A 10973-nucleotide genomic window follows, 5' to 3' on the forward strand; every position below is an offset into this window, starting at 1 on the left:
AACGGAGAGAGTCATGGCCAAAGCAAAATTTGAACGTAACAAGCCGCACTGCAATATTGGTACGATCGGTCACGTTGACCACGGCAAGACGTCGCTGACGGCGGCGATCACGAAGGTGCTGGCAGAGACGGGCGGTGCCACGTTCACCGCTTACGACCAGATCGACAAGGCGCCGGAAGAGAAGGCCCGTGGCATTACCATTTCGACGGCGCACGTCGAATACGAGACCGCCAACCGCCACTACGCCCACGTCGACTGCCCCGGCCACGCCGACTATGTGAAGAACATGATCACCGGCGCCGCGCAGATGGACGGTGGCATCCTGGTCGTGTCGGCCGCTGACGGCCCGATGCCGCAGACCCGCGAGCACATCCTGCTCGCCCGCCAGGTCGGCGTTCCCGCGCTGGTCGTGTTCCTGAACAAGTGCGACATGGTCGACGATCCGGAGCTGCTCGAGCTCGTGGAAATGGAAGTGCGCGAACTGCTCTCGAAGTACGACTTCCCGGGCGATGACATTCCGATCATCAAGGGCTCGGCGCTGGCCGCTCTCGAAAACTCGGACCAGAAGCTCGGCCACGACGCCATTCTCGAACTGATGAAGAACGTCGACAGCTACATCCCGCAGCCGGAGCGTCCGGTTGACCAGCCGTTCCTGATGCCGGTGGAAGACGTGTTCTCGATCTCGGGCCGTGGTACGGTCGTGACCGGCCGCGTCGAGCGCGGCATCGTCAAGGTCGGCGAGGAAATCGAAATCGTCGGCATCCGCGCCACGCAGAAGACGATCTGCACCGGCGTTGAAATGTTCCGCAAGCTCTTGGATCAGGGCCAGGCCGGCGACAACATCGGCGCGCTGCTGCGCGGCACCAAGCGTGAAGACGTCGAGCGCGGCCAGGTGCTGTGCAAGCCGGGTTCGGTGAAGCCGCATACCAAGTTCAAGGCCGAGGCTTACATTCTGACCAAGGAAGAGGGTGGCCGTCACACGCCGTTCTTCACCAACTACCGTCCGCAGTTCTACTTCCGCACCACCGACGTGACCGGTGTTGTGCATCTGCCGGAAGGCACCGAAATGGTGATGCCGGGCGACAACATCGCGATGGAAGTGCACCTGATCGTGCCGATCGCGATGGAAGAGAAGCTGCGCTTCGCCATCCGTGAAGGCGGCCGCACCGTCGGTGCAGGCGTCGTCGCTAGCATCATCGAGTAAGGACGCGAACAGGAAGTCGTGAGTAGCGGGTCTCGCTACTCGCTACTCGCAACAACCATTCGCTTTCAAAGAAAGACACGGCAATGAACGGCCAGAATATCCGCATTCGTCTCAAGGCGTTCGATCATCGTATCCTCGATGCATCGACCCGTGAGATCGTAAGCACCGCGAAGCGCACGGGTGCACAGGTCCGTGGACCCATCCCGCTGCCGACGCGCATCGAGAAGTTCACGGTCAACCGTTCGCCGCACGTCGACAAGAAGAGCCGCGAGCAGTTCGAGATGCGCACTCATAAGCGTCTTCTCGATATCGTCGATCCGACCCCGCAGACAGTCGATGCTTTGATGAAGCTCGACCTGGCCGCCGGTGTCGACGTCGAGATCAAGCTCTAAGTATTTAGGTCCCGTCCGGTCAAACGGACAGAAAGAACAGGAAGCACGCCGATGCGCTCCGGAGTGATCGCACAAAAGGTCGGGATGACCCGGGTCTTCACAGACGCCGGTGAACATATCCCTGTGACCGTGCTCAAGCTGGGTAACTGCCAGGTGGTTGGCCACCTCACCAGCGAGAAGAACGGTTACGTCGCGCTGCAGCTCGGATCGGGCTCGCGCAAGACCGTGTATTTGCCCAAGGCTGAACGCGGCCAGTTCGCGGTCGCCAAGGTTGAACCCAAGCGGAAGGTCGCGGAATTCCGCGTGTCGGAAGACGCGCTGATCCCGGTCGGCGCCGAGATCCAGGCAGACCACTTCGTGGTTGGCCAGTTCGTCGATGTCACCGGCACCTCGGTCGGTAAGGGCTTCGCCGGTGGTATGAAGCGCTGGAATTTCGGCGGTCTTCGCGCCACGCACGGTGTGTCGGTTTCGCATCGTTCGATCGGTTCGACCGGTGGTCGTCAGGATCCCGGCAAGACCTTCAAGAACAAGAAGATGCCCGGTCACATGGGTGTCGATCGTATCACCACGCTCAACCTGCGCGTCGTGCAGCTTGATGTCGAGCGCGGCCTGATCCTCGTTGAAGGCGCCGTTCCCGGCTCCAAGGGCGGCTGGATTTCGGTTCGCGATGCGGTGAAGAAGGCTCTGCCGAAGGACGCGCCGAAGCCCGGCAAGTTCAAGCTGGCAGGAGAGGGTGCGACCGTTGAAGCACCTGCGGCTGAGCAGGAAGGAGCGTGAGATGAAACTGAACGTCACCACGCTTGAGGGCAAGGACGCCGGCTCGATCGAGCTGTCGGATGCCATCTTCGGTCTCGATCCGCGCGCCGACATCATCCAGCGTTGCGTCAACTGGCAGCTCGCAAAGCGCCAGTCGGGCAACCACAAGGCCAAGGGCCGCGCCGAAATCTGGCGCACCGGCAAGAAGATGTACAAGCAGAAGGGCACCGGCGGTGCTCGTCACGGTTCGGCTCGCGTTCCGCAGTTCCGCGGCGGCGGTCGTGCCTTCGGTCCGGTCGTTCGCTCCCATGCGTTCGATCTGCCGAAGAAGGTCCGTGCACTCGCGCTGAAGCATGCTCTGTCGGCGAAGGCCAAGGACGGCGGCTTGATCGTGATCGAGAACGCCAACCTGGAAGCCGCCAAGACCAAGGCTCTGCTCGGTCACTTCTCGGGTCTCGGCCTGACCAATGCGCTGATCATCGACGGCGCCGAGGTTCATGTCGGTTTCGCTCAGGCGGCCCGTAACATTCCGAACATCGACGTGCTGCCGATCCAGGGCATCAACGTCTATGACATTCTGCGTCGTCAGAAGCTGGTTCTGACCAAGGCGGCGCTTGATGCGTTGGAGGCGCGCTTCAAATGAAGAACATCGACCCGCGCCATTACGACGTGATCGTCGCCCCTGTGGTGACGGAAAAGGCCACTGTCGCTTCTGAATTCAACAAGGTTGTTTTCAAGGTCGACGGCAAGGCCACCAAGCCGCAGATCAAGGAAGCCGTCGAAAAGTTGTTCGACGTCAAGGTAAAGAGCGTGAACACGCTGGTTCGCAAGGGCAAGACGAAGATCTTCCGTGGCAACCTCGGTTCACAGTCGAACGTCAAGCGTGCGATCGTGACCCTCGAAGAGGGCCACCGCATCGACGTTACGACCGGACTGTAAGGGCGATCAACGATGGCACTTAAGACATTCAACCCAACGACACCCGGCCAGCGTCAGCTGGTCATGGTGGATCGTTCCGCGCTGTACAAGGGCAAGCCTGTCAAGGCTCTGACCGAAGGCAAGCACTCGGCTGGCGGTCGTAACAACACCGGTCGCATCACGGTGCGCTTCCGTGGCGGTGGCCACAAGAAGTCCTATCGTATCGTCGACTTCAAGCGTTCCAAGGTCGACGTTCCGGCCGTGGTCGAGCGTCTGGAATACGATCCGAACCGCACCGCGTTCATCGCGCTGATCAAGTACACCGATGGCGAGCAGGCTTATATCCTGGCGCCGCAGCGTCTGGCCGTTGGCGATACCGTCATCGCCGGCAGCTATGTCGACGTGAAGCCGGGCAATGTCATGCCGCTCGGCAACATGCCGATCGGTACGATCATCCACAACGTCGAGATGAAGATCGGGAAGGGCGGCCAGATCGCTCGTTCCGCCGGCACCTACGCCCAGCTCGTCGGTCGTGACCATGATTACGTGATCATCCGTCTGAACTCGGGCGAACAGCGCCTGGTTCACGGTCGTTGCACCGCCACCATCGGCGCTGTGTCGAACCCGGATCACATGAACATCTCGATCGGCAAGGCCGGTCGTACCCGCTGGCTCGGCTGGCGTCCGCATAACCGCGGCGTCGTCATGAACCCGATCGACCATCCGCACGGTGGTGGTGAAGGTCGTACCTCGGGTGGTCGTCACCCGGTTACGCCCTGGGGCAAGCCGACCAAGGGCAAGAAGACCCGGTCGAACAAGTCGACCAACAAGTTCATTCTCATCAGCCGCCACAAGCGGAAGAAGTAAGGATCGCCGGACATGGTTCGTTCAGTCTGGAAAGGCCCGTTCGTCGAGGGTTCGCTGCTCAAGAAGGCAGATGCCGCTCGTTCGTCTGGTCGTCATGATGTGATCAAGATCTGGAGCCGTCGCTCGACGATCTTGCCGCAGTTCGTGGGTCTCACCTTCGGCGTTTACAACGGCCAGAAGCATGTACCTGTCGCTGTGAACGAGGAAATGGTTGGTCACAAGTTCGGCGAGTTCTCGCCGACCCGTACCTTCCATGGCCACGCCGGCGACAAGAAAGCCAAGAAGGGCTGAGGACTAAGTCATGAGCAAGCCAAAGCGCGAACGGAGCCTCCCGGATAACGAGGCCAAGGCGATCGCCCGCATGTTGCGCGTGAGCCCGCAGAAGCTGAACCTGGTTGCGCAGATGATCCGCGGCCGCAAGGCCTCGGCTGCGCTCGCCGACCTGCAGTTCTCGCGCAAGCGGATCGCGGTCGACGTGAAGAAGTGCCTGGAATCGGCGATCGCCAATGCCGAGAACAACCATGACCTCGACGTTGACGCACTGATCGTCTCCGAGGCGCATGTCGGCAAGGGCATCGTGATGAAGCGTTTCAGTCCGCGCGGCCGTGGCCGTTCGGGCCGTATCTTTAAACCGTTTGCGCAGCTGACGATTGTCGTTCGTCAGGTCGAAGCAGAAGCAGCAGCGTAAGCAGGCGCAGGAGAATAAGATGGGTCAGAAGATCAATCCAATCGGTCTGCGTCTTGGCATCAACCGTACGTGGGATTCACGTTGGTATGCCGGCAAGAACGAATACGGCAAGTTGTTGCACGAAGACGTCAAGATCCGCGAGATCCTGCATAAGGAGCTCAAGCAGGCTGCCGTCGCCAAGATCATCATCGAGCGCCCGCACAAGAAGTGCCGCGTGACCATTCAGTCGGCTCGTCCGGGTGTTGTCATCGGCAAGAAGGGCGCCGACATCGACAAGCTTCGCAAGAAGGTTGCCGACATCACATCGTCGGACGTGGTGATCAACATCGTCGAAATCCGCAAGCCGGAGCTCGATGCGACCCTGGTCGCCGAGTCGATCGCACAGCAGCTCGAGCGCCGCGTTGCGTTCCGCCGTGCGATGAAGCGGGCAGTGCAGTCGGCCATGCGTCTCGGCGCCGAAGGCATTCGTATCAACTGCTCGGGTCGTCTGGGCGGTGCGGAAATCGCGCGTATGGAATGGTATCGCGAAGGTCGCGTGCCGCTGCACACGCTGCGTGCGGATATCGATTACGGCGTAGCCACCGCGTTCACGACGTTCGGCACCTGCGGCGTCAAGGTCTGGATCTTCAAGGGCGAAATCCTCGAGCACGATCCGATGGCTCAGGACAAGCGCATGGCCGAGGGTGACAATTCCCGGCCGCGTCGCGACGCTGCTTGAGCGTTTAATTAGAAGGTTTGAGGGCGTAAGCCATGATGCAACCAAAGAAGACCAAGTTCCGGAAGGCGCATAAGGGCCGGATCCACGGCGTTGCGACTTCGGGCGCCACGCTGGCTTTCGGTCAGTTCGGCCTGAAGGCAATGGCGCCGGAACGTCTGACCGCGCGTCAGATCGAAGCTGCCCGTCGCGCGCTGACCCGTCACATGAAGCGTGCCGGCCGCGTCTGGATCCGTGTGTTCCCGGATCTTCCGGTTTCGAAGAAGCCCGCTGAAGTCCGAATGGGCTCCGGCAAGGGTACCCCGGAACTGTGGGTTGCGCGCGTCAAGCCAGGCCGAGTGATCTTCGAGATCGACGGTGTCACCACGCAGATTGCCAAGGAAGCGATGACCCTCGCTGCCGCCAAGCTGCCGATCAAGACGCGTTTCGTTACGCGCATTGCGGAGTAGAGCCATGGCCGAAATGAAAACCAGCGATATCCGCGCAATGAGCCCCGATCAGATGGACGACGCCGTCCTCAATCTGAAGAAGGAGCGTTTCAACCTGCGCTTCCAGCGCGCCACCGGGCAGCTGGAAAACACCTCTCGCCTTCGTGAGGCGCGTCGTGATATTGCACGAATCAAGACCATCGCCGCGCAGAAGCGCGACGGTAAGTCGAAGTAAGGGGCCGAACATGCCGAAACGTACTCTGCAGGGCGTGGTCGTCAGCGACAAGCAAGCCAAGACGGTTGTTGTTCGCGTTGACCGTCGCTTTACGCACCCGATCTACAAGAAGACCATTCGCCGTTCGAAAAACTACCATGCCCACGACGAGAACAACGAGTTCAAGCCGGGCGACATGGTGTGGATCGAAGAGAGCAAGCCGATGTCGAAGCTGAAGCACTGGACGGTTGTCCGGGGCGAACAGAAGAAGACTGCCTAAAAATCGCGCATTAGCGCATAAACAGAGGACGAGGTGCATCAATGATTCAGATGCAGACCAACCTCGACGTGGCCGATAATTCAGGCGCACGCCGTGTCATGTGCATTAAGGTGATTGGTGGATCCAAGCGCCGTTATGCATCCGTTGGCGACGTAATTGTCGTATCGATCAAGGAAGCCATCCCACGTGGGAAGGTGAAGAAGGGCGACGTCATGAAGGCGGTCGTCGTGCGCGTCCGCAAGGACATTCGCCGCCCGGATGGCTCTGTCATCCGCTTCGATCGCAACGCTGCCGTGCTGATCAACAATCAGTCCGAGCCGATCGGTACCCGTATCTTCGGGCCCGTGCCGCGTGAGCTGCGCGCCAAGAACCACATGAAGATCATCTCGCTTGCGCCGGAGGTGCTGTAATGGCTGCCAAAATTCGCAAGGGTGACAAGGTCATCGTGCTGAACGGTCGCGACAAGGGCCGTACCGGCGAAGTGTTTGAAGTGCGCCCGACCGAGGGCAAGGCGCTGGTTCGCGGCGTCAACCTGGTCAAGCGTCACCAGAAGCAGACCCAGGCACAGGAAGGCGGCATCATCTCGAAAGAGGCGCCGATCCAACTGTCCAACATCGCGATCGTCGGCAAGGACGGCAAGCCGACTCGCGTTGGTTTCAAGATCCAGGCTGATGGCACCAAGGTGCGTATCGCCAAGCGTTCGGGAGCAGAGATCGATGTCTGAGACCGTCTACATTCCGCGCCTGCGCGTCGAATATGATAAGTCCATTCGTGCCAAGTTGACTGAACAGTTCGGCTACGAAAACGTCATGCAGGTTCCGCGCCTCGACAAGATCGTCCTGAACATGGGCGTTGGCGAAGCTGTGAACGACCGCAAGAAGGCCGAAACCGCTGCCAGCGACCTGTCGCTGATCGCCGGTCAGAAGGCCATCGTGACCTATTCGCGCGTTGCTATCGCGACCTTCAAGCTGCGTGAAAACCAGCCGATCGGCGCCAAGGTGACTCTCCGCAAGACGAAGATGTACGAGTTCATTGATCGTCTGGTGAACGTCGCTCTGCCGCGCGTGCGAGATTTCCGTGGCCTGAACGCCAAGAGCTTCGACGGCCGTGGCAACTACTCGCTCGGTCTCAAAGAGCACATCATTTTCCCGGAAATCGATTTCGACAAGGCCGGGGATACGCCGCTGGGCATGGACATCACGGTGTGCACCACTGCGCGCACCGACGACGAGGCCCGCGCTTTGTTGACCGCTTTCAATTTCCCGTTCCGGCAGTGAGTAGCTGAAAAGCTTCTCAAACGCGGTAACCCAGGAGCCAAGCATGGCAAAGAAGAGTTCGATCGAGAAGAACAACCGTCGGAAGAAGATGTCCGCGAACGCTGCGCCGAAGCGCGCGCGTCTCAAGGCCATCATCGCCGACAAGACCAAGCCGATGGAAGAGCGGTTCGCCGCAACGCTGAAGCTCGCCGAGCTTCCGCGCAATTCATCGCCCGTTCGGATCATGAACCGTTGCGAAATCACCGGTCGTCCGCATTCGGTCTATCGTATCAACAAGCTCAGCCGTATCGCGCTGCGTGAATTGGGCTCGAAGGGCCTGGTTCCCGGGCTCGTGAAGTCCAGCTGGTAAGGGGGGCGGAACATGTCGACCCACGATCCAATCAGCGATCTCATCACCCGTATCCGCAATGCGCAGATGCGTACCAAGTCCAAGGTTTCGACCCCGGGCTCCAAGATGCGCGCCAACGTGCTCGAAGTGCTGAAGAACGAAGGCTACATCCGTGGCTTCGCCAGCGTCGAGCATTCGTCGGGCCGTTCGGAACTCGAGATTGAACTCAAGTATTTCGATGGCGAACCGGTCATCCGCGAAATCGAGCGTGTTTCGAAGCCAGGACGTCGCGTTTACGTCTCGGTGAAGAACCTGCCGCGCGTGAAGAACGGCCTCGGTATCTCCGTTTTGTCGACGCCCAAGGGAATTATGGCCGACCACGACGCGCGCGACGCGAATGTGGGCGGTGAAGTTCTCTTCACGGTGTTCTGAGGAAGGATCAGTCATGTCACGAGTTGGCAAGAAGCCAGTGGCGGTGACCGCGGGAGTTACCGCGTCCGTCGAAGGCCAGACCGTCAAGATGAAGGGCCCCAAGGGCGCTCTTCAGTTCGTCGTGCACGACGACGTGGTGGTGAAGATGGAAGAGGGCGCAATCAAGGTTGCTCCTCGCGTCGAAACCAATCGCGCCCGTGCACTGTACGGTACCGCTCGCGCGCAGATCGCGAATCTGCTCGAAGGCGTTACCAAGGGTTTCGAGAAGAAGCTCGAGATCACCGGCGTCGGTTATCGTGCGGCCCTGCAGGGCAAGAACCTGCAGCTGGCGCTCGGTTACAGCCACGATGTCGTCTACGCGATCCCGGAAGGCATCACCATCACGGTGCCGAAGCCGACCGAGATCAACGTCGCCGGCAACGACTCGCAGCGCGTCGGTCAGGTAGCAGCGGAGATCCGCAGCTATCGTCCGCCAGAGCCCTATAAGGGCAAGGGCGTACGTTATTCCGACGAGTTTATCTTCCGCAAGGAAGGCAAGAAGAAGTAACGGAGCCGGTCATGTCGAAACTCAAGATTACGAATGCCCGGCGCAAGCAACGCGTGCGGCTCTCGCTCCGCCGGACTGCCAATGGCCGTCCGCGCCTGTCGATCTTCCGCTCGTCGAAGCACATCTACGCGCAGGTCATCGACGACCTGAAGGGCGAGACGCTCGCTTCCGCGTCGTCGCTCGAGAAGGCGATGCGCGAAACCGGCAAGACCGGTGCGGACGTCGATGCGGCGCAGGCTGTCGGCAAGCTGCTGGCAGAGCGCGCGGTCAAGAATGGCGTCAAGGAAGTGGTGTTCGACCGTGGTCAGTATCTGTACCACGGCCGCGTCAAGGCGCTGGCAGATGCAGCTCGCGAAGGCGGGCTCAGCTTCTAAGCGATTTCACTTTCGTTGATTTGCAAGTTGCAGATTTGAACGGACACAGGGTTAGAAGCGAAAGCTTCGCAAGGATTGGAAAACACCATGGCAGGTGAACGCGAACGCGGCGGACGCGACCGGGGCCCCCGGGAAGAGCGTGATAGTGAGTTCGTCGACAAGCTCGTCCACATCAATCGTGTGGCGAAGGTCGTCAAGGGCGGTAAGCGCTTCGGCTTTGCAGCTCTGGTCGTCATTGGCGATCAGAAGGGCAGGGTCGGGTTCGGTCACGGTAAGGCCCGTGAAGTTCCGGAAGCAATCCGCAAGGCAACCGAGTCGGCCAAGCGCAACCTGACGCGCGTCGCTCTGCGCGAAGGTCGCACGCTGCATCACGACATCGCTGGCCGTCATGGCGCGGGTCGCGTGTATCTGCGTGCCGCTCCGGCTGGTACCGGCATCATCGCCGGCGGTCCGATGCGCGCTGTGTTCGAAACGCTGGGTATCCAGGACGTGGTGGCCAAGTCGATCGGTTCGTCGAATCCCTACAACATGGTTCGCGCCACTTTCGACGCGCTGAAGCATCAGGATTCGCCGCGTTCGGTTGCTGCTCGCCGCAACATCAAGGTGTCCACCCTGCAGTCGCGCCGCGTTGGCGGTGACGCCGAGCTGGTTGCCGAATAACAGGCATGATTCGGAAAAGTGGATCTCCGCTTTTCTGATAAGGATCATGCCCTCTAAAAAGACTTTTTGGAGTTATCACGATGGCCAAGGCCGCAAAGATGATCAAGGTCGAGCAGGTCGCCAGCGCAATTCGCCGGCACCACTCGCAGCGTTCTACGCTGATCGGCCTCAAGCTCAACAAGATCGGTCGCGTCAGCGAATTGCAGGACACTCCTGAAGTTCGCGGCATGATCACCAAAGTGCAGCACCTCGTCCGCGTGGTCGAGGATAAGTAAGTTCACGTCGTCTCACTGCGGCCGCCAGGTTGCCGCAGGGATGACACTGTTGACCTTCGAGGTCCGGATCTGCCGGTAAGCCTCGGGAAGACAGGGCGAAACAGGGAAAAGAACGATGAAGCTCAGCGATATCGCCGATAACGCCGGCTCCCGTAAGAAGCGTATGCGCGTCGGCCGTGGCATCGGCTCCGGCAAGGGCAAGACCGCGGGCCGCGGCGGCAAGGGCCAGACCGCGCGTTCCGGCGTCCGCATCAAGGGCTTCGAGGGCGGCCAGATGCCGTTGCATCGTCGTCTGCCGAAGCGCGGCTTCAACAACATCTTCCGTCTAGATTACGCCGAGATCAACCTGGATCGCCTCCAGGACGCGATCGATGCGAAGACCATCGACATCAAGGCCGTGATCAACGCTGAATCGCTGGTGAAGGCTGGCGTTCTGCGCCGCTCGAAGGCTGGTGTGCGTGTTCTCGGCCGTGGCGAGATCAAGGCCAAGATCAACATCGAAGTGCACGGCGCCACCAAGACGGCGATCGAAGCCATCGAGAAGGCCGGCGGTTCGGTGAAGATCATCGCGCCGAAGAAGGCCGACGGCGAAGCTGCGTAACATCTGCGGCATCGCCT

The 10973-nt window shown here is 60.3% G+C and carries 22 protein-coding genes; all 22 read left to right on the forward strand.

All coding sequences use genetic code 11. The features are described from left to right. Nucleotides 1–13: 13 nt before the first annotated feature. The 22 genes from tuf to rplO all read left to right on the forward strand — a co-directional run bounded on the left by tuf (nt 14) and on the right by rplO (nt 10956). Complete coding sequence (gene tuf / locus AB8A23_RS16935; RefSeq protein ID WP_184517871.1) at nt 14–1204, forward strand: elongation factor Tu; 1191 nt, start codon at nt 14–16, stop codon at nt 1202–1204. Nucleotides 1205–1287: 83 nt separating this feature from the next. After that, nucleotides 1288–1596, forward strand: coding sequence for a 30S ribosomal protein S10 (gene rpsJ / locus AB8A23_RS16940; protein WP_013166261.1), 309 nt, complete (start codon nt 1288–1290; stop codon nt 1594–1596). A gap of 51 nt (nt 1597–1647) precedes the next feature. Next, nucleotides 1648–2373: a 50S ribosomal protein L3 gene (gene rplC, locus AB8A23_RS16945; protein ID WP_068731496.1), complete on the forward strand. Its 726-nt coding sequence runs from the start codon at nt 1648–1650 to the stop codon at nt 2371–2373. 1 nt (nt 2374) lies between these two features. Further along, entirely contained in the window at nt 2375–2995 is a 621-nt protein-coding gene (rplD, locus tag AB8A23_RS16950) for a 50S ribosomal protein L4 (protein ID WP_120291944.1), read from the forward strand. Further along, nucleotides 2992–3291, forward strand: a complete 300-nt coding sequence (locus AB8A23_RS16955) for a 50S ribosomal protein L23 (protein ID WP_068731492.1) — start codon at nt 2992–2994, stop codon at nt 3289–3291. Before rplD ends, AB8A23_RS16955 begins: the two co-directional genes overlap by 4 nt. A 12-nt stretch (nt 3292–3303) precedes the next feature. Further along, a complete protein-coding gene (gene rplB / locus AB8A23_RS16960; protein WP_068731490.1) occupies nt 3304–4137 on the forward strand; it encodes a 50S ribosomal protein L2 in 834 nt (277 codons plus the stop codon). Between the two features lie 12 nt (nt 4138–4149). After that, entirely contained in the window at nt 4150–4428 is a 279-nt protein-coding gene (gene rpsS / locus AB8A23_RS16965; protein WP_089268170.1) for a 30S ribosomal protein S19, read from the forward strand. A gap of 10 nt (nt 4429–4438) precedes the next feature. Beyond that, the gene (gene rplV / locus AB8A23_RS16970) at nt 4439–4825 is read left to right on the forward strand and encodes a 50S ribosomal protein L22 (protein ID WP_068731486.1); all 387 of its coding nucleotides are present in this window, start codon (nt 4439–4441) and stop codon (nt 4823–4825) included. Between the two features lie 19 nt (nt 4826–4844). Continuing rightward, nucleotides 4845–5543 carry a 30S ribosomal protein S3 gene (rpsC, locus tag AB8A23_RS16975; RefSeq protein WP_068731624.1) on the forward strand — a complete coding sequence of 233 codons (699 nt, stop codon included), beginning with the start codon at nt 4845–4847 and terminating at the stop codon, nt 5541–5543. Between the two features lie 32 nt (nt 5544–5575). After that, nucleotides 5576–5989 (forward strand): 50S ribosomal protein L16, encoded by a 414-nt coding sequence (gene rplP / locus AB8A23_RS16980; RefSeq protein ID WP_089268171.1) that lies wholly within the window; start codon nt 5576–5578, stop codon nt 5987–5989. 4 nt (nt 5990–5993) lie between these two features. Then, nucleotides 5994–6203 (forward strand): 50S ribosomal protein L29, encoded by a 210-nt coding sequence (rpmC, locus tag AB8A23_RS16985; protein ID WP_089268172.1) that lies wholly within the window; start codon nt 5994–5996, stop codon nt 6201–6203. Between the two features lie 10 nt (nt 6204–6213). Beyond that, nucleotides 6214–6462 (forward strand): 30S ribosomal protein S17, encoded by a 249-nt coding sequence (gene rpsQ, locus AB8A23_RS16990; RefSeq protein WP_089268173.1) that lies wholly within the window; start codon nt 6214–6216, stop codon nt 6460–6462. A 41-nt stretch (nt 6463–6503) separates the two neighbouring features. Then, the gene (rplN, locus tag AB8A23_RS16995) at nt 6504–6872 is read left to right on the forward strand and encodes a 50S ribosomal protein L14 (protein WP_068731479.1); all 369 of its coding nucleotides are present in this window, start codon (nt 6504–6506) and stop codon (nt 6870–6872) included. Continuing rightward, entirely contained in the window at nt 6872–7186 is a 315-nt protein-coding gene (gene rplX, locus AB8A23_RS17000) for a 50S ribosomal protein L24 (protein WP_068731477.1), read from the forward strand. Before rplN ends, rplX begins: the two co-directional genes overlap by 1 nt. After that, nucleotides 7179–7739, forward strand: coding sequence for a 50S ribosomal protein L5 (gene rplE, locus AB8A23_RS17005; protein ID WP_120291946.1), 561 nt, complete (start codon nt 7179–7181; stop codon nt 7737–7739). The genes rplX and rplE overlap by 8 nt, the downstream gene beginning before the upstream one ends. A 43-nt stretch (nt 7740–7782) precedes the next feature. After that, nucleotides 7783–8088 carry a 30S ribosomal protein S14 gene (gene rpsN / locus AB8A23_RS17010; RefSeq protein ID WP_089268175.1) on the forward strand — a complete coding sequence of 102 codons (306 nt, stop codon included), beginning with the start codon at nt 7783–7785 and terminating at the stop codon, nt 8086–8088. Nucleotides 8089–8100: 12 nt separating this feature from the next. Continuing rightward, nucleotides 8101–8499 (forward strand): 30S ribosomal protein S8, encoded by a 399-nt coding sequence (rpsH, locus tag AB8A23_RS17015; protein ID WP_089268176.1) that lies wholly within the window; start codon nt 8101–8103, stop codon nt 8497–8499. A gap of 13 nt (nt 8500–8512) precedes the next feature. Next, complete coding sequence (gene rplF, locus AB8A23_RS17020) at nt 8513–9046, forward strand: 50S ribosomal protein L6 (RefSeq protein WP_089268177.1); 534 nt, start codon at nt 8513–8515, stop codon at nt 9044–9046. Between the two features lie 11 nt (nt 9047–9057). After that, nucleotides 9058–9420 carry a 50S ribosomal protein L18 gene (gene rplR / locus AB8A23_RS17025; RefSeq protein WP_068731467.1) on the forward strand — a complete coding sequence of 121 codons (363 nt, stop codon included), beginning with the start codon at nt 9058–9060 and terminating at the stop codon, nt 9418–9420. 87 nt (nt 9421–9507) lie between these two features. Beyond that, entirely contained in the window at nt 9508–10080 is a 573-nt protein-coding gene (gene rpsE / locus AB8A23_RS17030) for a 30S ribosomal protein S5 (RefSeq protein ID WP_068731465.1), read from the forward strand. 80 nt (nt 10081–10160) lie between these two features. Continuing rightward, nucleotides 10161–10355: a 50S ribosomal protein L30 gene (gene rpmD / locus AB8A23_RS17035; RefSeq protein WP_068731463.1), complete on the forward strand. Its 195-nt coding sequence runs from the start codon at nt 10161–10163 to the stop codon at nt 10353–10355. A 115-nt stretch (nt 10356–10470) separates the two neighbouring features. Then, a complete protein-coding gene (gene rplO / locus AB8A23_RS17040; protein ID WP_068731461.1) occupies nt 10471–10956 on the forward strand; it encodes a 50S ribosomal protein L15 in 486 nt (161 codons plus the stop codon). Nucleotides 10957–10973 lie beyond the last annotated feature (17 nt).

Origin of the sequence: Tardiphaga sp. 619_E2_N8_4 (genome assembly GCF_051810905.1) — a bacterium.
Classification (GTDB): Bacteria; Pseudomonadota; Alphaproteobacteria; order Rhizobiales; family Xanthobacteraceae; genus Tardiphaga; species Tardiphaga robiniae.

Excerpts from the sequence above, each read along its gene's own strand:
- rpsC (WP_068731624.1), top strand. The coding sequence starts at position 4,845 with ATGGGTCAGAAGATCAATCCAATCGGTCTGCGTCTTGGCATCAACCGT.
- rpsE (WP_068731465.1), top strand. The coding sequence starts at position 9,508 with ATGGCAGGTGAACGCGAACGCGGCGGACGCGACCGGGGCCCCCGGGAA.
- rpmC (WP_089268172.1), top strand. The coding sequence starts at position 5,994 with ATGGCCGAAATGAAAACCAGCGATATCCGCGCAATGAGCCCCGATCAG.
- rpsJ (WP_013166261.1), top strand. The coding sequence starts at position 1,288 with ATGAACGGCCAGAATATCCGCATTCGTCTCAAGGCGTTCGATCATCGT.
- AB8A23_RS16955 (WP_068731492.1), top strand. The coding sequence starts at position 2,992 with ATGAAGAACATCGACCCGCGCCATTACGACGTGATCGTCGCCCCTGTG.
- rplD (WP_120291944.1), top strand. The coding sequence starts at position 2,375 with ATGAAACTGAACGTCACCACGCTTGAGGGCAAGGACGCCGGCTCGATC.
- rplC (WP_068731496.1), top strand. The coding sequence starts at position 1,648 with ATGCGCTCCGGAGTGATCGCACAAAAGGTCGGGATGACCCGGGTCTTC.
- rplX (WP_068731477.1), top strand. The coding sequence starts at position 6,872 with ATGGCTGCCAAAATTCGCAAGGGTGACAAGGTCATCGTGCTGAACGGT.
- rpsH (WP_089268176.1), top strand. The coding sequence starts at position 8,101 with ATGTCGACCCACGATCCAATCAGCGATCTCATCACCCGTATCCGCAAT.
- rpmD (WP_068731463.1), top strand. The coding sequence starts at position 10,161 with ATGGCCAAGGCCGCAAAGATGATCAAGGTCGAGCAGGTCGCCAGCGCA.
- rplB (WP_068731490.1), top strand. The coding sequence starts at position 3,304 with ATGGCACTTAAGACATTCAACCCAACGACACCCGGCCAGCGTCAGCTG.
- tuf (WP_184517871.1), top strand. The coding sequence starts at position 14 with ATGGCCAAAGCAAAATTTGAACGTAACAAGCCGCACTGCAATATTGGT.
- rplE (WP_120291946.1), top strand. The coding sequence starts at position 7,179 with ATGTCTGAGACCGTCTACATTCCGCGCCTGCGCGTCGAATATGATAAG.
- rpsN (WP_089268175.1), top strand. The coding sequence starts at position 7,783 with ATGGCAAAGAAGAGTTCGATCGAGAAGAACAACCGTCGGAAGAAGATG.
- rpsQ (WP_089268173.1), top strand. The coding sequence starts at position 6,214 with ATGCCGAAACGTACTCTGCAGGGCGTGGTCGTCAGCGACAAGCAAGCC.
- rplV (WP_068731486.1), top strand. The coding sequence starts at position 4,439 with ATGAGCAAGCCAAAGCGCGAACGGAGCCTCCCGGATAACGAGGCCAAG.
- rplR (WP_068731467.1), top strand. The coding sequence starts at position 9,058 with ATGTCGAAACTCAAGATTACGAATGCCCGGCGCAAGCAACGCGTGCGG.
- rplF (WP_089268177.1), top strand. The coding sequence starts at position 8,513 with ATGTCACGAGTTGGCAAGAAGCCAGTGGCGGTGACCGCGGGAGTTACC.
- rplP (WP_089268171.1), top strand. The coding sequence starts at position 5,576 with ATGATGCAACCAAAGAAGACCAAGTTCCGGAAGGCGCATAAGGGCCGG.
- rplO (WP_068731461.1), top strand. The coding sequence starts at position 10,471 with ATGAAGCTCAGCGATATCGCCGATAACGCCGGCTCCCGTAAGAAGCGT.
- rplN (WP_068731479.1), top strand. The coding sequence starts at position 6,504 with ATGATTCAGATGCAGACCAACCTCGACGTGGCCGATAATTCAGGCGCA.
- rpsS (WP_089268170.1), top strand. The coding sequence starts at position 4,150 with ATGGTTCGTTCAGTCTGGAAAGGCCCGTTCGTCGAGGGTTCGCTGCTC.